Source organism: Neorhizobium puerariae (genome assembly GCF_042429745.1).
In the GTDB taxonomy this organism is placed as follows: Bacteria; Pseudomonadota; Alphaproteobacteria; order Rhizobiales; family Rhizobiaceae; genus Neorhizobium; species Neorhizobium puerariae.
Genome location: NZ_JBHMAA010000001.1, coordinates 113844 through 135096 on the forward strand (window position 1 = coordinate 113844; position 21253 = coordinate 135096).

General features: G+C 61.5%; 21 protein-coding genes. 16 read left to right on the plus strand and 5 right to left on the minus strand.

The annotated features are described in order from the left end of the window. Positions 1-18: 18 nt before the first annotated feature. Positions 19-540 (plus strand): bifunctional adenosylcobinamide kinase/adenosylcobinamide-phosphate guanylyltransferase, encoded by a 522-nt coding sequence (cobU, locus tag ACFFP0_RS00535; protein WP_377254479.1) that lies wholly within the window; start codon positions 19-21, stop codon positions 538-540. Here the strand turns inward: cobU and ACFFP0_RS00540 are convergent. Beyond that, complete coding sequence (locus ACFFP0_RS00540; RefSeq protein ID WP_377254481.1) at positions 537-1322, minus strand: TSUP family transporter; 786 nt, start codon at positions 1320-1322, stop codon at positions 537-539. The two genes, cobU and ACFFP0_RS00540, sit on opposite strands and share 4 nt — an antisense overlap. A gap of 176 nt (positions 1323-1498) precedes the next feature. Here ACFFP0_RS00540 and ACFFP0_RS00545 point away from each other — a divergent pair, with 176 nt between their 5' ends. The 8 genes from ACFFP0_RS00545 (at position 1499) to ACFFP0_RS00580 (ending at position 8927) form a co-directional block, all read left to right on the plus strand. After that, a complete protein-coding gene (locus tag ACFFP0_RS00545) occupies positions 1499-2473 on the plus strand; it encodes a nucleoside hydrolase (RefSeq protein ID WP_377254484.1) in 975 nt (324 codons plus the stop codon). Between the two features lie 101 nt (positions 2474-2574). Next, entirely contained in the window at positions 2575-2859 is a 285-nt protein-coding gene (locus tag ACFFP0_RS00550) for an acyl carrier protein (protein ID WP_003495848.1), read from the plus strand. Positions 2860-2875: 16 nt separating this feature from the next. Further along, the gene (locus ACFFP0_RS00555; protein ID WP_377254487.1) at positions 2876-3349 is read left to right on the plus strand and encodes a 3-hydroxyacyl-ACP dehydratase FabZ family protein; all 474 of its coding nucleotides are present in this window, start codon (positions 2876-2878) and stop codon (positions 3347-3349) included. A gap of 36 nt (positions 3350-3385) precedes the next feature. Continuing rightward, positions 3386-4588 carry a beta-ketoacyl-ACP synthase gene (locus tag ACFFP0_RS00560; RefSeq protein WP_377254490.1) on the plus strand — a complete coding sequence of 401 codons (1203 nt, stop codon included), beginning with the start codon at positions 3386-3388 and terminating at the stop codon, positions 4586-4588. Between the two features lie 11 nt (positions 4589-4599). After that, positions 4600-5886 carry a beta-ketoacyl-ACP synthase gene (locus tag ACFFP0_RS00565; protein ID WP_377254493.1) on the plus strand — a complete coding sequence of 429 codons (1287 nt, stop codon included), beginning with the start codon at positions 4600-4602 and terminating at the stop codon, positions 5884-5886. A gap of 162 nt (positions 5887-6048) precedes the next feature. Then, entirely contained in the window at positions 6049-7077 is a 1029-nt protein-coding gene (locus tag ACFFP0_RS00570; protein WP_377254496.1) for a zinc-binding dehydrogenase, read from the plus strand. Positions 7078-7087: 10 nt separating this feature from the next. Next, positions 7088-8017 carry a lipid A biosynthesis lauroyl acyltransferase gene (locus tag ACFFP0_RS00575; protein ID WP_377254498.1) on the plus strand — a complete coding sequence of 310 codons (930 nt, stop codon included), beginning with the start codon at positions 7088-7090 and terminating at the stop codon, positions 8015-8017. A 196-nt stretch (positions 8018-8213) separates the two neighbouring features. Next, on the plus strand, positions 8214-8927 hold the full coding sequence (locus ACFFP0_RS00580) for a PAS domain-containing protein (RefSeq protein WP_377254501.1): 714 nt from the start codon (positions 8214-8216) through the stop codon (positions 8925-8927). A 6-nt stretch (positions 8928-8933) separates the two neighbouring features. On the opposite strand, the gene ACFFP0_RS00585 is transcribed toward ACFFP0_RS00580, so the two are convergent. The 3 genes from ACFFP0_RS00585 to ACFFP0_RS00595 form a co-directional block, all read right to left on the minus strand. Then, complete coding sequence (locus ACFFP0_RS00585) at positions 8934-9290, minus strand: VOC family protein (protein ID WP_377254504.1); 357 nt, start codon at positions 9288-9290, stop codon at positions 8934-8936. A 9-nt stretch (positions 9291-9299) separates the two neighbouring features. Beyond that, positions 9300-9707, minus strand: coding sequence for an SRPBCC family protein (locus ACFFP0_RS00590; RefSeq protein ID WP_377254507.1), 408 nt, complete (start codon positions 9705-9707; stop codon positions 9300-9302). A 68-nt stretch (positions 9708-9775) separates the two neighbouring features. Beyond that, on the minus strand, positions 9776-10546 hold the full coding sequence (locus ACFFP0_RS00595) for a helix-turn-helix domain-containing protein (protein ID WP_377254510.1): 771 nt from the start codon (positions 10544-10546) through the stop codon (positions 9776-9778). A gap of 175 nt (positions 10547-10721) precedes the next feature. Here ACFFP0_RS00595 and gnd point away from each other — a divergent pair, with 175 nt between their 5' ends. Beyond that, the gene (gene gnd, locus ACFFP0_RS00600) at positions 10722-12152 is read left to right on the plus strand and encodes an NADP-dependent phosphogluconate dehydrogenase (RefSeq protein WP_377254513.1); all 1431 of its coding nucleotides are present in this window, start codon (positions 10722-10724) and stop codon (positions 12150-12152) included. Between the two features lie 49 nt (positions 12153-12201). Here gnd and ACFFP0_RS00605 read toward each other — a convergent pair whose 3' ends face one another. Further along, positions 12202-13254, minus strand: a complete 1053-nt coding sequence (locus tag ACFFP0_RS00605; RefSeq protein ID WP_377254516.1) for a LacI family transcriptional regulator — start codon at positions 13252-13254, stop codon at positions 12202-12204. 412 nt (positions 13255-13666) lie between these two features. Here ACFFP0_RS00605 and ACFFP0_RS00610 point away from each other — a divergent pair, with 412 nt between their 5' ends. The 6 genes from ACFFP0_RS00610 to ACFFP0_RS00635 all read left to right on the plus strand — a co-directional run bounded on the left by ACFFP0_RS00610 (position 13667) and on the right by ACFFP0_RS00635 (position 21231). Continuing rightward, positions 13667-14902: an ABC transporter substrate-binding protein gene (locus tag ACFFP0_RS00610; protein WP_377254519.1), complete on the plus strand. Its 1236-nt coding sequence runs from the start codon at positions 13667-13669 to the stop codon at positions 14900-14902. A 100-nt stretch (positions 14903-15002) separates the two neighbouring features. Further along, positions 15003-15905, plus strand: coding sequence for a carbohydrate ABC transporter permease (locus ACFFP0_RS00615; RefSeq protein WP_377254522.1), 903 nt, complete (start codon positions 15003-15005; stop codon positions 15903-15905). Continuing rightward, entirely contained in the window at positions 15898-16839 is a 942-nt protein-coding gene (locus ACFFP0_RS00620; RefSeq protein WP_377254524.1) for a carbohydrate ABC transporter permease, read from the plus strand. The genes ACFFP0_RS00615 and ACFFP0_RS00620 overlap by 8 nt, the downstream gene beginning before the upstream one ends. Positions 16840-16862: 23 nt before the next feature. Next, positions 16863-17957 (plus strand): ABC transporter ATP-binding protein, encoded by a 1095-nt coding sequence (locus ACFFP0_RS00625; RefSeq protein WP_377254575.1) that lies wholly within the window; start codon positions 16863-16865, stop codon positions 17955-17957. Between the two features lie 55 nt (positions 17958-18012). Beyond that, on the plus strand, positions 18013-20445 hold the full coding sequence (locus ACFFP0_RS00630; protein ID WP_377254527.1) for a beta-mannosidase: 2433 nt from the start codon (positions 18013-18015) through the stop codon (positions 20443-20445). Between the two features lie 24 nt (positions 20446-20469). Next, the gene (locus tag ACFFP0_RS00635; RefSeq protein WP_377254530.1) at positions 20470-21231 is read left to right on the plus strand and encodes a sugar phosphate isomerase/epimerase family protein; all 762 of its coding nucleotides are present in this window, start codon (positions 20470-20472) and stop codon (positions 21229-21231) included. Positions 21232-21253: the final 22 nt, after the last annotated feature.

Consider the following 21253-nt stretch of genomic DNA (forward strand, 5'->3'; position numbering starts at 1 on the left):
AACAGGCAGGCTCCTTTCATGACACGCTCCGGCCATGTCACGCTCGTCCTCGGCGGCGCTCGCTCCGGTAAATCCGGTTTTTCCGAGCGGCTTGCGCGGGAGACCGGTTTCCAGCGCCACTACATCGCGACAGGCCGTGCCTATGACGACGAGATGCGTGAGCGTATCGCCCGTCATCGTGCCGATCGCGGTGCGGACTGGATGACGCATGAAGTGCCCGTGGACCTCGTGCCGCTTCTTATGGAGCTCGATGCACCCGGCCGCGTGGTGCTCGTCGATTGCCTGACGCTCTGGATCACCAACATGATGATGGAGGAGCGCGACGTCGGGGCGGAAGGGGCCGCCCTGGTGCGCGGGTTTGAATCTCTCTCCAGCCGCCTGGTCCTCGTCTCCAACGAGGTCGGGCTCGGCATCGTCCCGGAAAACCGGATGGCCCGGGAATTTCGCGACCACGCCGGCCGCCTTCATCAGAAGATCGCCGCCGCTGCCGACGAGGTCTTTTTCATCGCCGCGGGATTGCCGCTGAAGATGAAAGGTTAGACGCCGAGCCATACCCTGACGGGATGGGCGGGATCGGCGATCAGCTTCAATGCCAGGGCAAGGCAGGACAGGACGAGCAATGGCTTTATGAGCCTGGCGCCGTTCTTCATGGCCATCCGCGAGCCGATCTGGGCGCCAAGGAACTGGCCGGCCCCCATCACAAGCCCGATTTTCCAGAGAACCGAGCCGGTCGCCGCAAAGACGAGGAAGGAACCGAAGTTCGAGCCGAGATTGATCAGCTTGGTGTGGGCCGTCGCCCTGAGCATTCCGAAGCCGGCCAGGAGGACGAAGCCCAGCATGTAGAAGGAACCGGCACCGGGACCGAAAACGCCGTCGTAGAGGCCGACCAGCGGCACGACCGTCAGGCCGAAAACGAGGGGCGTTACCCGTTGGTGACTGTCGGTGTCGTTGAGGTTCGGCTTGACCGCGAAGAAGGCGGCGATGGCGATCAGCAGGAAAGGGATCGTGGCTGCAAGCCAGCCGGCCGGCACCAAGGAGGCGAGCATGGCGCCTATGACGCCGCCGGCAAGCGACATGGCCGCCATCGGCAGCTGCTTCTTCAGATGCATGTGGCCGCGCCTCGCATAGGCGATCGTCGCGGAAGCCGCACCGAATTGCGATTGCAGCTTGTTGGTGGCGAGCGATTCGAGCGGCGGAATGCCGGCGATCAGCATGGCGGGAATGGTGATGAGGCCGCCTCCGCCGGCGATGGAATCCACGAAACCGGCAAAAAGGGAGGCGAAGAAGAGCAGCAGGACAAGATGCGATGCAAGGTCGTTCAAGGGAGGACTCGGTAAGCGGCGGAGCACGTAGAGGCGGGATCGTGCTTCTGGCACCGAATGCGCATCGGCGCAACCGGCGTCCGCCGAAGGCAGTCATGCCGGTTGCGGGATTGCGCTTCGGATGTTTGGCGCTATTGTGCGCCGCCTCGAAATCAGCCGACATGGGGATGAAGCATATGCACAAGGTCATTTTCGACACGGACCCGGGCGTCGACGACGCCATGGCGCTGCTTTTCCTGCATCGTCATCCCGAGATCGATCTCCTCGGCGTCACCACCGTCTTCGGCAACGTGCCGCTGGTGCTCACCACCCGCAATGCGCAGTTTCTGCATCGGGAATGGAATATTTCCGCTCCCATCTCGACCGGCGCGGCGAGCACGATCGATCCCTCGCGCCGGGACGACCGGGCCGCTTCTGTCGTGCATGGCGCGGATGGCCTCGGGAACATCGGAGTGCCGCATACTGTCGACTGGCCGCTCGATTCGCGTCCCGCCTACCAGTTCATTATCGAAACCGTGCGCGCCAATCCGGGCGAGGTGACGTTGATCGCCGTGGGCCGCATGACCAATCTGGCGCTGGCACTGAGAGCCGATCCCGCGATTGCGGGCCTCGTGAAGGAAGTGATTGTCATGGGCGGCGCCTTCGACATGGCAGGCAACGTGACGCCGGTCGCGGAAGCCAATATCCACGGCGATCCGGAGGCCGCCGACATCCTGTTCACCGCCCCCTGGAAGGTCACCATCGTCGGCCTCAACGTGACGATGAAAACGATCATGTCGGCCGACTATCTGGCGGAGATGGTCAAGTCCGGCGAGAATTCGCTGCGGCTCCTCTCCGATCTTTCCCAATATTACATCGATTTCTACAAAAGCCGGGTCGGCCTCGCCGGCATGGCGGTGCATGACAGCACCGCCTGCGTCTATCTCGTCCGCCCCGATCTCTTCACGGTTCGCGGAGGACCGGTTCGGGTCGTCTGCGGCGGCATCGCCGATGGTGCGACGATCCAGGCGCCCGACAGCGGCCGCAGGTTCATCGGCACCCCGTGGGATGGCCAGCCGAGCCAGTGGGTCTGCACCGGCGTACGGCCGGACGACGTGCTGGGCGTCATCCGCGCGGCTCTTGTGGATGGCCGTCACGTAATTGCTGTTTAGGCAACAGTTTGCGTGCAAATTTACATGCGGGAAAACGAGGCCATTGGCATTTGGGATCGATTTCCCTATGTGGAACTTTGATTTGATATTCTTCAGAGGACATGGGCGTGACAGCTACATTCGACAAAGTTGCCGACATCATCGCTGAAACCAGCGAAATCGATCGCGAGACGATCACGCCGGAAAGCCACACGATCGATGACCTTGGCATCGACAGTCTCGACTTTCTGGATATCGTCTTCGCGATCGACAAGGAATTCGGTATCAAGATTCCGCTGGAACAGTGGACGCAGGAAGTGAACGAGGGCAAGGTTTCCACCGAGGAATATTTCGTCCTCAAGAACCTTTGCGCCAAGATCGACGAGCTGAGGGCGGCAAAGGGCTGAGCCCGCCGGCAATCCGATGTTGCTCGAATACTTCCAGATGATCGACCGCGTCGAGACGGTCGATCTCGGGGCGAAGCTTCTGAAGGCGCGATCGATCGTACCGGCCGAAAGCCCGGTTTTCGAAGGTCATTTTCCCGGAATGCCGTTGGTGCCGGGGGTTCTTCTGATCGAGACCATGGCGCAGGCCTCCGGCTTTCTCGTGCTTGCCGCGACGGATTTCGCCGCCATGCCGTTCCTGATGTCGGTCGACGGCGCCAAGATGCGCACCTTCGTCGAGCCGAACGCCGCGCTCGACATAGAGGCATTTCTGGAGCATGAGGGGTCCGGTTACGCGGTCACCAAGGCGAAGATATCGAGTGCGGGCAAACGGGTCTGCGATGCGCAGCTCAAGCTGCGCACCATGCCCTTCAGCGAAATCCCCCTGGCGCCGATCGTCCGAAAGCGCGCCGAAGAGGTCGGCCTGATGGACGCGCTCGCCGCAAGGGCATAAAACTCGCCCGTATCCGTGCCGATGGGCAAAGAGGACATGATGAAATCAGACAACGATGTCGTGATTACCGGTATTGGGATCGTCACCTGTCAGGGCGTCGGCAAGGAGCCACATGTGGCGCTCCTCTGCGCCGCGGAAGCGGGTGCGCCCAAGATCGAGACCCAGCGTTTTGCGCCCTATCCCGTCCATCCCATGCCGGAAATCGACTGGTCGGCGCAGATACCGAAGCGCGGCGACCAGCGCCAGATGGAGAACTGGCAGCGGCTCGGTGTGTTTTCCGCCGGCCTCGCCCTCGACGATGCCGGCCTGAAGACCGATCCGGAAGCCTGCGCCTCGATGGACATGATCGTGGCGGCCGGCGGCGGCGAGCGCGACATCAAGGTCGATTCCCTGATCGTCGACGAGGCGCTGAAGCGCAATGACCGCGAGATGCTTCTCAATGAGAAGCTCACGACCGAGCTTCGGCCGACGCTGTTCCTCGCGCAGCTTTCCAATCTCGTCGCCGGCAATATCTCTATCGTCCACAAGGTCACCGGCTCCTCCCGTACGTTCATGGGCGAGGAGGCCGCGGGCATTTCCGCCGTCGAAACGGCGTTTCATCGCATCAAGGCGGGGCAATCGAGCCATAGCCTGGTTGGCGGCGCATTCGTCGCCGAACGTGCCGACATCATCCTGCTGGTCGAGGGTATCCGGGCGCACGCGACCGGCGACTGGCATCCGATCTGGTCGCGGTCGACGGAAAACGGCGGCGGCGTGATCATGGGCTCTGTCGGCGCCTTCCTGGTTCTGGAATCCCGCGCTCACGCGGAAGCGCGCGGCGCGCATATCTACGCAACGATCGATGCGATCGAAGGCGACCGGGGCAATCGCGATGAGGGCAGGCTTGAAAAGCGCCTGGCGCGCCTTGCCGGCCATGCTTCCGGGCTTGGCGGGGACGACACCGTCGTCTTCTCCGGCACGAGCGGCCTTGTCGATCTTGCCGCCCGCGAGAAGGTGGTGCTCGAAAAGGAATTTCCGGGCATGCCGGTCCGCGGCTACGGCGGCGCGACCGGCCATGGCATGGAAGCGCAGTTTCCGCTCGGCCTTGCGCTTGCGGCGCTCAGCCTGGACGGAGCCGCGCGTGTTCCGGCATTCGATACAAGAAACGAAGCGCCGATGACCGGTCCGGCGAAACATGCCGTGGTGACGACCGTCGGCTATACGCGCGGCGAGGGGCTTGCCGTTCTTTCGGCCGCGTGAAGGAGAATTGGATGAGCGACAATCGCTTCAAGGATCATCTCGGCCGCCCGATCGTCGCCGTGACGGGCATGGGGGTCATCACCTCGCTCGGCCAGGGGCTTACGGACAACTGGGCGGCGCTCACGTCCGGCACGTCGGGCATTCACAAGACCACCCGCTTTCCTACCGAAGGACTTTCCACGAGGATCAGCGGCACGGTCGATTTTATCGACGTTCCAGCCGAGAACTCGGTCGAGCGATCGTTCGCCTTCGCGCGCGAAACCACCATCGAGGCGCTTGCACAGGCGGGTCTCTCCGGCGATTTCGACGGACCGCTTTTCCTGGCTGCCCCGCCTGTCGAACCCGAATGGAGCGATCGTTTCGCGCTTGCCGATCGCGCTCCGCCCGCCAGAGCGGAAGGCGATGCCTATGATCGTTTCCTCGCCGCTATGCGGGAGCGTCCGGACCCGGTTTTCCTTGAGGCGGTGCAATTCGGCTCGATCTCCGAACGCCTCGCCGACACGTTCGGCACGCGCGGGCTTCCCGTGACGCTGTCCACCGCCTGCGCCTCCGGTGCGACGGCGATCCAGCTCGGGGTCGAAGCAATCCGACAGGGGCGGACGGACCGTGCGCTGACCGTTGCCACGGATGGCTCCGTCAGCGCCGAGGCGCTGATCCGATTCTCGCTGCTCTCGGCGCTCTCCACCCAGAATGACCCGCCGGAAAAAGCGTCCAAACCGTTCAGCAAGGATCGCGACGGCTTCGTCATCGCCGAAGGTGCCGCGACGCTTGTGCTGGAATCGCTGGAATCGGCGATCGCCCGCGGCGCGAAGATTCTCGGCATCATGAAAGGCTGTGGTGAAAAGGCCGATCATTTCCACCGCACCCGGTCTTCGCCGGATGGCGGCCCGGCAATCGCCACGATCCGGGCCGCACTCCAAGATGCCGGCATGGACGAGGGCGGGATCGGCTATATCAACGCTCATGGAACGTCGACGCCGGAAAACGACAAGATGGAATACGGGGCCATGCTTGCCGTATTCGGGGACAGTCTCAAGGATATTCCGGTTTCGTCGAACAAATCGATGATCGGGCACACGCTGACTGCCGCAGGCGCCGTCGAAGCGGTCTTCTCGTTCCAGACCATGCTCACCGGCACGCTGCCGCCGACCATCAACTACACCAATCCCGATCCTTCGATCGTGCTCGATGTGGTGCCGAACAAGAAGCGGGACGGGCAACCCAGGGCGGTGCTTTCCAACTCCTTCGGCTTCGGCGGGCAGAACGCCAGCCTTGTCATGACCCTGGAACCGGCTTAGAGACAGCGCCATCAATCGTGGCGTCATCCTCGGCCTTGTGCCGAGGATTTGTCAGCGTCAACAAAATGAAGGCCGGCAGATGCTCGGGACAAGGCCGAGGATGACGGCGGATATGCGGAAAGTCCTCGTCGGTCTGTCGCATCTGGAAGGAACTATGAAATCATGCGCGCGCTGCAACTGATCGACGACCGCAAGCTCGAGGCGGTGGATATTCCGGAGCCGGATGCGCCTGGTCCGGGCGAAGTCACCCTCCGGGTCAAGGCTGTCGCGCTCAACCATATCGACGTCTGGGGCTGGCGCGGCATGGCGTTCGCCAAGCGCAAGATGCCGCTGACGATCGGCGCGGAGGCTTCCGGCGTCGTCGAGGCGGTCGGCCCGGGGGTTTCCAGCGTGCTTCCCGGCCAGCTCGTGTCCATCTACGGCGCGCGCACCTGCGGGCTTTGCAAAGCCTGCCGCGAGAAGCGCGACAATCTTTGCGAAAACGTGTCCGGCGTGCATGGTTTCCACCTGGACGGTTTCGCGCAGGAGAAGGCCAACCTGCCGGCGCGGCTTCTGGTGCCGGCTCCTCCGGGCGTCGATGCGGTCGGCGCGGCACTCGCTCCGGTGACGTTCGGCACGGTCGAACATATGCTCTTCGACAATGCCAGGCTTCAGCCCGGCGAGACGATCCTTGTGCATGCCGGTGGCTCCGGAATCGGGACGGCGGCGATCCAGCTCGCCAAGAAGATGGGCTGCATCGTCATCACGACGGTTGGCTCCGACGACAAGATCGAGAAGGCGAAGGCGCTCGGCGCCGATCACGTCATCAACTATCGCACCGATCGTTTCGAGGGCGTTGTCCGCAAGCTCACGAAGAAGAAGGGCGTCGACGTCGTCTTCGAGCATGTCGGCAAGGACACCTGGGCCGGCTCGATGCTGTGCCTGAAGCGCGGCGGTCGGCTCGTCACCTGCGGCTCGACGTCCGGCGTCTCGACCGAGATCAACCTGATGATGCTTTTCCAGCAGCAATTGAAATTGCTCGGTTCGTTCGGCTGCCGCATGGAGAACATGGCGGACGCCATGCAGAAGATGGCGCAGGGCATCGTCCATCCGGTCATCGATACGGAGGTCACGTTCGACGAGATCGACCGCGCGCTCGAGCGCATGGAAGGGCGCCAGATCTTCGGCAAGATCGTGTTGCGCTTGGACTGAGGCCTCTCCGGTGAAGATGTTTCTCATCCGGATCGTGATTGCGCTCAGAAATTTCCAGCAGTGGCTGGTGGCGCAAATCGCATTCGGTTTCCTCAATCTCCTCAAGGTTTTTCCGGCCGACCCGGCGATTCGTTTCGCCGACCGGGCGGCGCGTCATATCGGCCCGAAGCTCGGCCGTCACAAGCTCATGCTCGTCAACCTGCGGAATGCCTATCCTGAAAAGACGGATGAGGAGCTTCAGGAGATCGCCGTTGCGAGTTGGGGGCATATGGGCCGGCTGGCGGCGGAATATGTCTTCCTCGACCGGCTGTTCGACTTCGATCCCGACCGGCAGGAGCCGGGCAGGGTGGAGGTCTCGGGCATCCCGATCTTCGTCGACCTGCGCGACAATCCCCGGCCGTTCATCGTCTTCACCGCGCATACGGGCAATTTCGAGCTGCTGCCGGTCGCCGGCAAGGCGTTTGGCCTGGAGGTGACGGTGATGTTCAGGCCGCCGAACAATCCCTACATCGCCCAGAAGATCTTCGACTTCCGGGCGAGCCGCATGGGCCAGCTCGTTCCGTCGCATGCCGGTTCATCCTTCGCGCTTGCCCGCAGACTTGAAGAGGGCGGCGGCGTCGGGGTTCTGGTCGACCAGAAATTCCGCAAGGGCCTCAAGACCACGTTTTTCGGCAGGCCGGTGCAGACAAATCCCCTGCTTGCCAAGCTTGTCCGGCAATTCGATGCCGAAGTCTATCCGGCACGTTGCATCCGTCTGCCCGATAACCGCTATCGCCTGGAGATAGAGCCCAGGATCGAATTGCCGCGTGACGTGAATGGGAAACTCGACCTTCAGGCAACCGGGCAGGTTCTGAACGACAAGGTGGAAAGCTGGGTGCGTGAATATCCGGAGCAGTGGCTCTGGTATCATGACCGGTGGAAGATCAAGTGGAGCATGTAGCTGCGAATTGCCGCAGATGCGGCCAATTTCATTTGTTGTATCTTCGAATTGCATTGGCGGACCTTCCCCGCTAAGTCATCCGCCATAAATTGGGTCCGATTTTGAGAAAAGAATTAATCTGAATCAGATTGAGTGGCTGAGTGCCTATCTTGGAGAAGAGGCGGCTCTAATCTCCGGCCAAGGCGAGGGGGTATTCTTGGAAGCGTTGATCGATCTGTTCTGGTCCAAATATGCCGAGCTGCATCAGGCGATTGAGCGGAATGACGCACAGGCGACCGCTGCTCTCGACCGCGAGCTCGATCCGCTCATGCTGGCGATTTTCTCCGCCCAGGGCCGGGATGCCGCCAGCATCCAGGCGCAGTTCCGGTTCGCTCTCGACCTCTTGAACGAGGAGGCGGACGACCGTGGCTGCGTGCGCCGCAACGGTCACCTTCTGCGAATGCTTGTCGAACGTTATGTCGCTCCCGAAAGCAGTCTTTCGGCCAATCGCCGGCCTGGGCCGGAGAGCGGCGATACGGCGATCATCGCCGATGCCACGGCGGACGGTTTTCTCGACGATGCGCTCCTCAACCGCATTTCGGACCGTATCGTGGTGATCGCTCCCGGCTACAGGGTTTTCTACACGAACGAAACGAATGCGCGTCGCCTCGACGTGCCGCGGGACGAACTGATCGGCAGGCATTTCGCGGAATTCGTCGGCATCCACCGTTTCCGGAACGAGTTCAAGCCGGGCCTCGACCGTTGCTTCGAAGGCGAGAGCGTCTCGCTCACCTATGCCGACCAGATCGATGGCCAGACCATGGTCATTCGCTGCCGGATGTCGCCCTGTGTTTCGGGTTCGTCGCAGCTCATCGGCGCTTTGCTGGTGATGCAGGAAACCGCCGACCGCCGACGGCGCCCCGCAGCATAACAAGGCTTATCTATCCGACCAGACGGCCAGTTCGTAACCTTCGGGATCGGTGAACTGGAAGCGCCGTCCACCCGGAAAGGAGAAGATCGGTTTGACGATCTTGCCGCCGGCCTTCTCGATCCGCGCCTGAGCGCTCTCCAGATCATCCGCGAAGAGAATGACCAGCGCGCCCCCGCTCGCCGTGATGTCCGTGGATTTCGCAAAACCGCCGGTCAGTCGTCCGTCCTGGAATTCGCAATAGTCCGGGCCGTAGTCGGTGAAGGTCCAGTCGAAAGCCGTGCCGTAGAAGGCCTTGGCTCTTTCTATGTCGCGCACGTTGAATTCGATGTAGTCGATCTTGCGATCCGCGCCTTTGGTTCCCATGGATAACTCCTATCGCTTGTCTTCCAGCAGGCTTTTCAATGCCTTCAGATCCTTGAGGACATGGGCGGCATCGGCTTCGAAAGTCGTGTCGTCAAGATCCGGGCGCCCGAAAAGCGTGAACATGATTTCCGCCCCCTGGCCGTTTGCAACGACACGCAACGGGTTTTCCACCGCAAGACCGTTCTCCATGGTAACCGTGTGGTCGAGAATGCCGAACGGATTCTGCGGCGCGAACCGGATGCGCACCTTGCCGACCGGTCCGCCGTCGCCGATCCAGTCCTCGCCGTCACGGGTGAGACCGGCGGCAAGGCCGGATGCCCAGAGCGCCATGTTCTCCGGTCTGCTTGCGTAGGCATAGACCTCCTGCCATGGCCTTTCGATGCCGATGTGGATGATCCGGGCGGGCATGATCGTCATGGTGTGCTCCTTCCGTTTTCGGGAAGCGTAAGGGCAGGGAAATTGCCGGTCTTGAATGAAACGGACAATCAGCCGGCCAATTGCCAGCGGATATCCTGGGGCGTGAGCGTCGAGAACTCCCTTACGTCGCGGGTCATGTGAGCCTGATCCGCATAACCTGCTTCGAGTGAGAGATGCGCCAGGCTTTGGGTTGCGGAGGCGCGTACAAGCCCCAGGAACCGCTGAAAACGGAGAATGCGTTCAAGCGTCTTCGGCCCATAGCCGAAATGATCATGGCTGTGCCGCCGGAGCGTACGCTGGCCGAAGGTGTAGCGATCCGCAATATGGTTTACCGTCACGGTCTTGAGGGCATCGAAAAGCGCTTCCATCTCATCGACGGGGCCTGCTGCGGATGTGGCCTGTCGGAGCGCCCAGGCATGGAGGAGAGCCAGCTTCCGCTCCAGGGAGGCCTCATCGGCGAGCTGCTGCTCGATTTCGCAGGCATCGGATCTCAGATGCCGCAGGGGCACTGTCTGTCCGGTCAGTTCGCTCAAGGACACGTCCAGCCAGCGCAAGGCGGCGCCCGGCCTGAAACGCAGGCCGAAGATCGTTTCCCCGGGTGCAAGTCTCGGGAAGGCGGCAAAACGATCCGGCCCGACCACGAGCATTTCACCGCCTGCCCATATCAGGCCGGAACATCCGTCCGGCACGATAGCCACCCTGCCAGCGAAACCGCTCGGTACGGTGTGCGACCAGACGCAACGGAAAAGCTTGCCGATCGGTCCGGTCGTGGGCCGTTCGCGATAAATGCCGGCGCGTACCGCCAGCACCGGCATGTCGGTCCTGACATTCGTTTGCATGGACGCTTGTCGCACCGGAAACGGGCGCTTGCAAGGCGATGTCCATGACAGCGGCGGGATCATCCTGGCCAAACCGCCGTGTCATGGAAATTTAATCGTTTAACGTCGCCTCTGCCTTGCCGATTGCCTATATGAATGCGACAACACCCCCGAATCTTCAAATGGAGGCACATCCGTGGAACAGGCAGAAATCGGCCTTATCGGGCTCGGCGTCATGGGCTCTAACCTCTCCCTCAACATTGCCGAAAAGGGTAACAGGATCGCGGTCTTCAACCGCAGCCCGGAAGCGACCCGCAAGTTCTATGCCGAGGCCGGTGAGCTGCAGGGGCAGATCGTTCCCTGCGAGACACTTGAAGAGTTCGTCGCCTCGATCCGCCCGCCGCGCCCGATCATCATCATGATCAAGGCCGGCGACCCCGTCGACCAGCAGATGGAACTCCTGAAGCCGTATCTGTCGGCGGGAGACATCATGATCGATGCGGGCAACGCGAATTTCCGCGATACGATGCGCCGTTTCGACAACCTGAAGGACAGCGGTCTCACCTTCATCGGCATGGGGGTTTCCGGCGGCGAAGAGGGTGCCCGCCACGGCCCGTCGATCATGGTCGGCGGTACCGAGGAGAGCTGGAAGCGGGTCGAGAAGGTGCTCACCTCCATTTCCGCCAAGTTCAACGGCGAGCCCTGCGTTGCGTGGCTGGGTGAAAACGGTGCGGGCCATTTCGTCAAGACCATCCATAACGGCATCGAATATGCCGACATGCAGATGATCGCCGAAATCTACGGCATCCTGCGCGACGGCCTCGGCATGAGTGCGGCCGAGATCGGCAAGGTATTCGGCAGATGGAATACCGGGCGTCTCAATTCCTATCTGATCGAAATCACCGAGAAGGTGCTGAAGGCGACCGACCCGGTTTCCGGCAAGCCCATGGTCGACGTCATCGTCGACAGCGCCGGACAGAAGGGCACCGGCAAGTGGTCGGTCATCGAGGCCCAGACGATGGGGGTCGCCGCAACCGCGATCGAAGCCGCCGTCGCCGGCCGTATCCTGTCCTCGCAGCGCGAGGAGCGCATCGCCGCAGAGAAGATTTTCGGCTTGCCGAAGGTCACGGAAAGGCCGAAGGACGGCATGGCCTTCCTGGCCGACCTGGAAAACGCGCTGCTTGCGGCCAAGATCGGCGCCTATGCGCAAGGCTTTGCGGTCATGGCCGCCGCTTCCGCCGAATACAACTGGAACCTGCCGATGCCGACCATCGCCAAGATCTGGCGCGCGGGCTGCATCATCCGCTCGCAGTTCCTGGATGAGATCACATCCGCGTTCACCAAGGACCCGCATGTGGCGAACCTCATCGTTACGCCGGCCTTCTCGCAGATGGTCAAGGAAACGGACGGTGCGCTGCGTCGCGTGGTTTCGTTTGCCACGCTTTCCGGCCTGCCGGTTCCGGCGCTTTCGTCGGCGCTTTCCTATTTCGACGCCTATCGCCGCGGCCGTGGGACGGCGAACCTCATCCAGGCCCAGCGCGATTTCTTCGGCGCGCACGGCTTCGACCGCCTCGACGGCGTCGACAAGCATCATGGTCCCTGGGGCAGCGGCCTCAACGAGGCGTGAGCGTCTCTTTACCTGCGTCAGTGAAAAGCCCGCCATCGGCGGGCTTTTTTTAATCCTTCGGGGCCATTTTCGACCAGACCGGCTGGGCGATGCTCTGCAGCAGTTCGGGCGCCACGCCATCGATCCGCGCCATCAGGGCCTTTGCAAGCTCGCGCCCGGCCTGGCGGACGTCCTCGTTGACGGTGTAGATTTCCGGCCTGATCCAGTTGAGGAACTCGGCCGACTGTTTCGAGACGAGGTCGACATCGTCGCCGAGCTTCCTGCCCGCCGCTTCGAGACCGGCAACGATCGCGATCGTCGCCGATCCGCTGATCGAGATGATGCCGTCCGGCCGTCCGGCTGAACCCATCAGCCTTTCGGCGTGGGCACGGATTTCGTCCAGCGGCGTTTCGCTCGTCACCCGGCCCATGGGCACTTCCGTGGCTCCGAAATCCGCAAGACCGCGTTCGAAGCCGATGCGGCTGTGGGTGTAGTAGGAGAAACGGCTCAAGGGCGCGAGCAGCGCGATGCGCCTGCGGCCTTTTTCGACCAGCTTCTTCACAGCCTGGTAGACATAGGCTTCGTTGTCGTAGTCGTGATAGGGGTGCACGATGTCCATGTCGGAGCGGCCGTGCGTGGCGAAGGGAAGGTTGCGCTCCGTCATCAGCCGGACCCGCGGGTCCTCGGGTTCTATGCGCGAAATGATCACGCCGTCGGCGGAGCCCGTGTCCAGAATGTAACGCACCGGCACCATCGGGTCCTTCTCGAAGGAATGCGGGGTCACCACGAGGTGATATTGGGTGCCGCCCAACACTTCGGAAATGCCGTGTACCAACTGGCTGGTAAAGCCCATCAGTTCCTCGTCGATACTCAGCACGAGGGCGATGACATTGGTCTTTCCGGTGCGAAGCCGCACGCCTGCGCGGTTCGGCTGGTAGCCGAGCTGGTTGGCGATGAGACGCACACGCTCCTTGGTTTCGGCGCCGATGTCCGGCGCATCCTTCAGCGCCCGCGAGACGGTGGTGATACCGAGACCTGTCATATAGGCGATTGTCTTCAAGGTGGGACGTTCCCGGAAGGTATCGCGCCCCCCAACCGTCCTTGATCTTCCGCTGTCGTCCATTATCTGCCGTCACTGCCCGAGTCAGGTGGTGAGTATAATAGCTCAAACTTGCCTGAAAACGGCGCTGCCTCCCTTTTCTTCTCAACCTCAAACCTAAAACTGTAACGATACAGGTAAAATGTCGAGTGGGATTCTGTGAGGCCTTGCGTTTTCTTGTCCTATGGTTGTGCAACGCAGATGCGAAATGGTTTGTTGCAAGCGCGAACCATGGAAGGGCATATTTCATATGAAATTACGGATATTTTGGCCAATTTCGAATTTTTCCCTGTTTTTCGATCATGATTTGAGAGAGATGAATTCCTCTTTAAATTGTATTTTCTCGTCATCCGAATTTTTTCGGGAAAGACCGGTTGCGTGATTAAAACGATTGGCATACGTTTTTACGGCAACGTTTCAGTGAGGGAGGAGACTCATGAATATTCGCACAATGGCAGCGGTTCTGGCTGCGACGGTCGCGCTGCCGCTCGGCGCCGCCCATGCCACAGATCTCGAAGTCACCCACTGGTGGACATCGGGTGGCGAGGCCGCCGCGGTGGGTGAGCTTGCCAAGGCATTCAATGCGACCGGGAACAAGTGGGTCGACGGTGCGATCGCCGGCTCCGGCAGCACGGCTCGTCCGATCATGATCAGCCGCATTACCGGCGGCGACCCGATGGGCGCCACCCAGTTCAACCATGGCCGGCAGGCAGAGGAGCTCGTTCAGGAGGGCTTGATGCGCGACCTGACCGATGTTGCCGAGAAGGGCAAGTGGAAGGAGGTCATCAGGCCGCTCAGCCTGCTCGATTCCTGCACCATCGGCGGCAAGATCTACTGCGCGCCCATCAATATCCATTCCTGGCAATGGCTCTGGCTTTCGAACGAAGCCTTCAAGAAGGCGGGCGTCGAGGTTCCGAAGAATTGGAACGAGTTCGTCGCAACGGCGCCGGCACTGCAGAAGGCGGGCATCCAGCCTCTGGCGCTGGGTGGCCAGCCCTGGCAGGCAAACGGCCTGTTCGATACCCTGACCATCTCGATCGGCGGCAAGGAACTTTACGAGAAAGTCTACAAGGACAAGGATGCCAAGGTGGCGGGCGGCCCGGAGATGGCCAAGATATTTGCCGCCGCAGCCCAGGCCCGCGACATGGCGAAGGGCAGCAATGTCCAGGACTGGAATCAGGCGACCAACATGGTGCTGACCGGCAAGGCCGGCGGCCAGGTCATGGGTGACTGGGCGCAGGGCGAATTCCAGGTCGCCGGAAAGAAGGCCGGGACCGATTACAGCTGCCTTCCGGGGCTTGGCCTGAACGGGTTCCTGACGACCGGCGGCGACGCCTTCTATTTCCCGCTCTTGAAAGATGGCGAGAAGTCCAAGGCCCAGGACGTGCTTGCCGCGACGATCGTCGATCCGAAGACGCAGGTTGCCTTCAATCTCAAGAAGGGCTCGCTGCCTATCCGCGGCGATGTCGATCTCGCCGCCGCCAACGATTGCATGAAAAAGGGCCTCGACATCCTTGCCAAGGGAAATGTCCTGACCAGCGTCGACCAGCTCGTTTCGGCCGATACGCAGAAGCAGAAGGAGGACCTGATGTCCGAATTCTTCGCCAATGCGTCGATCACGCCCGAAGCCGCGCAGAAGCGTTTCGCAAACATCATCGCTTCGGCTGATTGATTTCCTCCCGAATGCCTCGGCAGCCGGTCCCGTCGCAATGGGGCCGGCACGGCGAGAAACCGATTCAGGAAACGGGTCATTCCCCGAAGAGGAGAGGACAATGGCGGCGCAATCACCGTCCGGTCGGCCAAACCAGCTCTTCCGCAACCTCAATGCGAAGATCGCTTCCATTCCCATGATGCTCGTTGCCCTGGTCATCTTCCTGGGCGGCACCGTCTGGACGGTCTTTTATTCCTTCACCAATTCCAGGCTTCTGCCGCGCCTTTCCTTCGTGGGGCTCGACCAGTACGAACGGCTATGGGCGTCTTCCCGATGGATCATCTCGATCCAGAATCTCGCGATCTACGGCATCCTGTCGTTGATCTTCAGCCTGGTGGTCGGGTTCGTACTCGCGGCCCTGATGGACCAGAAGATCCGGTTCGAGAACACGTTCCGGACGATCTTCCTTTATCCTTTCGCGCTCTCCTTCATCGTCACCGGCCTTGTCTGGCAATGGGTGCTCAATCCCGAATTCGGGATTCAGTCGGTCATCCGTTCGCTGGGGTGGACCTCGTTCGCCTTCGACCCGCTCTACGATCCGGATATCGTCATCTACGGAATTCTGATCGCCGCGCTCTGGCAGGGAACCGGCCTGGTGATGTGCCTGATGCTCGCGGGGTTGCGCGGCATCGACGAGGATATCTGGAAGGCCGCGCGCGTCGACGGAATCCCGATGTGGCAAACCTATCTTCTCATCGTCATCCCGATGATGCGTCCGGTTTTCATCACCACGCTGGTGCTGATCGCAAGCGGCATCGTCAAGGTCTACGACCTCGTGGTGGCGCAGACCAGCGGCGGGCCGGGCAATGCCTCCGAAGTGCCTGCCAAATACGTCTACGACTACATGTTCCAGGCGCAGAATCTCGGACAGGGTTTTGCGGCATCCACGATGATGCTGCTCACCGTCGCGATCATCATCATTCCATGGGCCTATCTCGAGTTCGGAGGGCGCAAGCATGGCTAACATCTCCACACTGAACACGGCGGCCGACATCGACGCGATCTCCTCGCGGCTTGCCCCCGGTCCGAGCGGCCGCAAGCCTCGGCGCGTCCTCTCGCCCCGCAACATCATGCTCTACGGCACGTTGACCATCGCGGCCCTTTATTATCTTCTGCCACTCTATGTGATGGTCGTCACATCGTTCAAGGGCATGCCGGAGGTCCGGCTCGGCAACATCTTTTCCCCGCCGATGGAAGTCACCTTCGAGCCGTGGGTGAAGGCGTGGGCCGAAGCCTGCACGGGTCTGAACTGCGACGGTCTTTCGCGCGGCTTCTGGAACTCGGTGCGCATTCTGGTGCCGTCGGTCGTCGTGTCGATCGCCGTCGCCTCGGTCAGCGGTTATGCGCTCGCCAACTGGCGCTTCAAGGGAGCCGAGCTGTTCTTTTCGATCCTCATCATCGGCGCGTTCATTCCCTATCAGGTGATGATCTACCCGATCGTCATCGTGCTGCGCGAGATCGGCGTCTACGGCACGCTGACGGGACTGATCATCGTGCATACCATTTTCGGCATGCCGATCCTGACGCTCCTCTTTCGCAATTATTTCGCCTCGCTGCCGGTCGAGCTCTTCAAGGCGGCGCGCATCGACGGGGCAGGGTTCTGGCAGATCTATTTCCGGATCATGCTTCCCATGTCGCTGCCGATCTTCGTAGTTGCGATGATCCTGCAGGTCACCGGCATCTGGAACGACTTCCTGTTCGGCGTGGTGTTCACTCGGCCGGAATATTATCCGATGACCGTGCAGCTCAACAACATCGTCAACTCGGTCCAGGGCGTGAAGGAATACAACGTCAACATGGCGGCGACGCTGCTGACGGGCGCGGTTCCACTGATCGTCTATTTCCTGTCCGGCCGGTTATTCGTTCGCGGCATCGCCGCCGGCGCAGTCAAAGGGTAAGCCTGATGCACGACACTGTTTCCATGGCCAAGCAGAACAGCGTTTCCATCCGTGATCTGTCGCTTTCATTCGGTTCCGTGAAGGTTCTCGAAAACCTCAATCTCAACATTCGCGATGGTGAATTCCTGGTGCTGCTGGGGTCGTCCGGCTGCGGCAAGTCCACGTTGCTGAACTGCATTGCCGGGCTTCTGGAGCCGACCGAGGGCCAGATATTCATCAAGGACAGGAACGTCACCTGGGAGGAGCCCAAGGATCGTGGCATCGGCATGGTGTTCCAGTCCTATGCGCTTTACCCGCAGATGACCGTGGAGAAGAACCTTTCCTTCGGCCTGCGCGTCGCGGGCCTTCCGACGGACGAGATCGCCAGGCGGGTTTCGCGGGCCGCAAGCATTCTGCAGATCGAGCCCTTGCTGAAGCGCAAGCCGGCCGAGCTTTCGGGCGGCCAGCGCCAGCGCGTCGCGATCGGCCGTGCGCTGGTGCGCGACGTGGACGTCTTCCTGTTCGACGAACCTCTTTCGAACCTGGATGCCAAGCTGCGCTCGGAGCTGCGTGTGGAAATCAAGCGGCTGCACCAGTCTCTCGAAAACACCATGATCTACGTGACGCATGACCAGATCGAAGCCCTGACGCTTGCGGACCGGATTGCGATCATGAAGAGCGGCGTCATCCAGCAGCTCGACGACCCGACGACGATCTACAACCGGCCGAGGAACCGTTTCGTCGCGGGCTTCATCGGTTCCCCGTCGATGAACTTCCTGAAGGGGGAGCTCGCGGCGGAAGGAGACGGCATCGTGTTCAAGGCCGGCGGCGCCAGCTTCTCGCTGGACGGCTATCAGGTCGGAGAAGCCCTGGCCTCCGGACGGAGGGTCGTGCTCGGCGTGCGGCCGGAGCATATCAGGGTCGACGGCGACATACAGGGGGGCGAAGCTCACGAGGCGGTCGTCGAGATCGAGGAGCCGATGGGGGCCGACAATCTTCTCTGGCTGAAACATGCCGGGCATACGATTTCCGTCCGCGTCGGCGGCGCGCGGCGCTTTGCCGTCGGCGCCAGGGTGCGTATCGGTTTCGACATGACCATGGCATCCCTGTTCGATGCCGAGACCGAGGAGCGGATCTGATGCCCGGCGTCACCTCCGGCCCGGAGGCCGGACCCGGACGCCCGAGGGCGGCCGCATGAGCATGATCGATCTTTCCGGTTCATGGCGGCTTGCATCTGCCGATGGCGCCCATCATGCCGACATCGTCATTCCGGGCGATGTCCATACCGCTCTCAAGGACGCCGGGATCATCGATGACCCGTATTTCGGGCGGAACGAGGAAGCTGTCCAATGGGTTGCGCACGAGGACTGGACGATCGAGCGCCGGTTCATTGTCGATGACCCGGACGGAAGCTGGTATCTCGACGTCACCTATCTCGACACGGTGGCGATCGTCCTCATCAACGACATCCCCGTCCTGTCCGCCGACAACTGCTTCCGGCGCTACCGGCCCGATGTCTCTTCGGCGTTGCAGGCCGGCGAGAACACGATCCGCATCCGCTTTCACTCCAGCATTGCGGAGGGGGCGGCGCGCCAGGCACGCCAGCCGTTCCATGTTCCCTATCAGAAGGGCAATTCGCCGATCCCGAACGGCAACATGCTTCGCAAGCCGCAGTGCCATTTCGGCTGGGATTGGAACATCGCCCTGGCGCCTCTCGGAATCTATGGCGAGATCGCGCTGAGGAAGCTGGAAACCGCCCGTATCGAACATGTCGTCACCAATCAGAGACATGTTGACGGAGCGGTCGACCTCCATGTGACCGTGACGCTCCATGCCGAGGAAACCGGCATCCTGCCGGTTCACCTGTCGCTCGGCGACGAGCGCGTCAGGCTCGATTGCGGCGTGCGGGCAGGCGAAGCGGTGATCACTCACATCTTCCATATCGAAGAGCCGAAGCTCTGGTGGCCGGTTGGGAGCGGCGAACAGGCGTTGTATCGGCTGGAGGTCGAAATTCCGTTCCAGACGGTCGTTCACCAGATCGGGTTGCGCACCGTCGAGCTTCTGACCGATCCGGACGAGGCAGGCAGCCGTTTCGCCTTCCGCATCAACGGCCGAGACATCTTCTGCCGTGGCGCCAACTGGATTCCGGCCGATGCGCTTTTCTCGCGGACGAGTCCCGAGAAGACCCGGGACCTGCTGCTTTCGGCGGTCGATGCCAACATGAACATGATCCGCGTCTGGGGTGGCGGCTTCTACGAGCATGACTGGTTCTACGACCTCTGCGACCAGCTCGGCCTGATGGTTTGGCAGGATTTTCAGTTCGCCTGCAATCTCTATCCCTCGACGCCGGATTTCCTGGAGAATGTCGAGGCGGAAGTGGACTATCAGGTCCGGCGGCTGATTTCGCATCCGTCGATCGTCCTCTGGTGCGGCGACAACGAGCTGGTCGGCGCGTTGAACTGGTTCGAGGAATCGAGAGCGAACCGGGACCGTTATCTCGTTTCCTACGACCGCCTGAACCGGACGGTGGAGCAGGCCCTGAAAAAGGCGGCGCCCGAGGCGGTCTGGTGGCCGTCCAGCCCGGCTTCCGGCTATCTCGACTATGGCGACGCCTGGCATGCCGACGGCTCCGGCGACATGCATTACTGGTCTGTCTGGCACGAGAACAAGCCGTTCGACGACTACCGCTCGGTCCGCCCGCGCTTCTGCTCCGAGTTCGGTTTCCAGTCCTACACGTCGCTTCCGGTCATCGAGACCTATGCAGGCCGGAAGGACATGAATATCGCCTCTCCGGTGATGGAGCTTCACCAGAAGAATGCCGGCGGCAACGAGCGTATCGCGGGCACCATGTTCCGGAATTTCCGCTTTCCGAAGGATTTTGCCAATTTCGTCTATCTAAGCCAGGTCCAGCAGGGGATCGCCATCAGGACGGCGGTCGACTACTGGCGCTCGCTGAAGCCCCATTGCATGGGTACGCTCTACTGGCAGCTCAACGACACATGGCCGGTCGCCTCATGGTCCAGCCTCGATTATGGCGGAAGCTGGAAGGTATTGCATTACCTGGCCCGGCGTTTCTTCCAGCCGGTCGCCGTTTCGGCCATTCCTTCCGGCGATGGCAGGGATATCCGGATTTCTCTGGTCAACGATACGCCAGCCGATGTGACGGCCACCATCGATCTTTCGCTGCTGACGCTGAAGGGCGGACGCAGCCCGCTTCGGCGTATCGAGGCCGTTTGTTCGCCGGACGCGGCGGTAACGGCCGCGGTCGTGCCAGTCTCCTCCGTGCCGAAGGATTGCATCCTCGCCTGGAATTTCACGGCTTCGAACGGCATGGGCGGCGAGGGGCACCATGTGCCCGGCACCTACAAGGCGCTGGAGCTGGAGCCGCCGGGCCTCGAATTCTCGGTGTCACCCACCGGGGATGGCGGGTTCGACATTCTCGTGCGGGCCGGCGGGCTTGCGCTTTTCGTGATGATCGAGAGCGCGACGCCCGGCCGCTATTCCGATAATGCCTTCGATCTGGCGGCCGGCGAAAGCCGCCGCATCACCTTCACGCCTGCCGCGCCTGCCGGCGCGGCTCCCAAGTTCCGAATCTACGATCTCCATTCCTGCCAATCGCCGGATTGAGTTTATTTCCAGGAGGATATGTCCATGACGAAGCTCGGTTTCCAGCTCTATTGCGCGCGCAACTTTCCGCCGCTTTCCGACACCCTGAAATTGGTCGCCCGCGCGGGCTATACCGAGGTCGAGGGTTATGGTGGCATCTATGCCACGCTCGACGAGGCCGCGCTGAAAGCGCTTCGCGTCGATCTCGATGCCAATGGCCTGACCATGCCCACCAGCCATTTCGGCATGGATCTTCTTGAAAAGGAGCCGGAACAGGCGCTTCTGATCGCACGGACGCTCGGCATCGAAGCCATCTATTGCCCTTATCTCATGCCTGACCAGCGTCCGGCCGATGCCGGCGGCTGGTTCGGTTTCGGGCAGCGCCTGCAGCAGGCGGGCAAGCGGTATCAGGATGCCGGCCTTACCTTCGGCTGGCATAATCATGACTTCGAATTCAAGACGCTTGCCGACGGATCGACGCCTCAGGAACAGATCCTGGCCGGTGGTCCCGATCTTTCCTGGGAAGCGGACATTGCATGGATTATCCGCGGCAATGCCGATCCCTTCGCGTGGATCGAACGCTACGGCAATCGCATAACCGCCGTGCATGTGAAGGATATCGCGCCGGCGGGCGAGAATACCGACGAGGACGGCTGGGCGGATGTCGGCCACGGCACCGTACCGTGGAAGGACCTGATGACGGCGCTGCGGAAGACGCCCGCCAGGCACTACGTTCTCGAACACGACAATCCCAAGGATGTGGAGCGGTTGCTCACCCGTTCGATCGCGTCCTTCAAGACCTATTGATCACAAGACAGTCCGGAGTTTT

Coding starts and splice junctions, on each gene's coding strand:
- cobU (WP_377254479.1), top strand. CDS start 19: ATGACACGCTCCGGCCATGTCACGCTCGTCCTCGGCGGCGCTCGCTCC.
- ACFFP0_RS00545 (WP_377254484.1), top strand. CDS start 1,499: ATGCACAAGGTCATTTTCGACACGGACCCGGGCGTCGACGACGCCATG.
- ACFFP0_RS00550 (WP_003495848.1), top strand. CDS start 2,575: ATGGGCGTGACAGCTACATTCGACAAAGTTGCCGACATCATCGCTGAA.
- ACFFP0_RS00555 (WP_377254487.1), top strand. CDS start 2,876: ATGTTGCTCGAATACTTCCAGATGATCGACCGCGTCGAGACGGTCGAT.
- ACFFP0_RS00560 (WP_377254490.1), top strand. CDS start 3,386: ATGATGAAATCAGACAACGATGTCGTGATTACCGGTATTGGGATCGTC.
- ACFFP0_RS00565 (WP_377254493.1), top strand. CDS start 4,600: ATGAGCGACAATCGCTTCAAGGATCATCTCGGCCGCCCGATCGTCGCC.
- ACFFP0_RS00570 (WP_377254496.1), top strand. CDS start 6,049: ATGCGCGCGCTGCAACTGATCGACGACCGCAAGCTCGAGGCGGTGGAT.
- ACFFP0_RS00585 (WP_377254504.1), bottom strand. CDS start 9,290: ATGGGAACCAAAGGCGCGGATCGCAAGATCGACTACATCGAATTCAAC.
- ACFFP0_RS00590 (WP_377254507.1), bottom strand. CDS start 9,707: ATGACGATCATGCCCGCCCGGATCATCCACATCGGCATCGAAAGGCCA.
- ACFFP0_RS00595 (WP_377254510.1), bottom strand. CDS start 10,546: ATGCAAACGAATGTCAGGACCGACATGCCGGTGCTGGCGGTACGCGCC.
- ACFFP0_RS00605 (WP_377254516.1), bottom strand. CDS start 13,254: ATGGACGACAGCGGAAGATCAAGGACGGTTGGGGGGCGCGATACCTTC.
- ACFFP0_RS00610 (WP_377254519.1), top strand. CDS start 13,667: ATGAATATTCGCACAATGGCAGCGGTTCTGGCTGCGACGGTCGCGCTG.
- ACFFP0_RS00615 (WP_377254522.1), top strand. CDS start 15,003: ATGGCGGCGCAATCACCGTCCGGTCGGCCAAACCAGCTCTTCCGCAAC.
- ACFFP0_RS00620 (WP_377254524.1), top strand. CDS start 15,898: ATGGCTAACATCTCCACACTGAACACGGCGGCCGACATCGACGCGATC.
- ACFFP0_RS00625 (WP_377254575.1), top strand. CDS start 16,863: ATGGCCAAGCAGAACAGCGTTTCCATCCGTGATCTGTCGCTTTCATTC.
- ACFFP0_RS00630 (WP_377254527.1), top strand. CDS start 18,013: ATGAGCATGATCGATCTTTCCGGTTCATGGCGGCTTGCATCTGCCGAT.
- ACFFP0_RS00635 (WP_377254530.1), top strand. CDS start 20,470: ATGACGAAGCTCGGTTTCCAGCTCTATTGCGCGCGCAACTTTCCGCCG.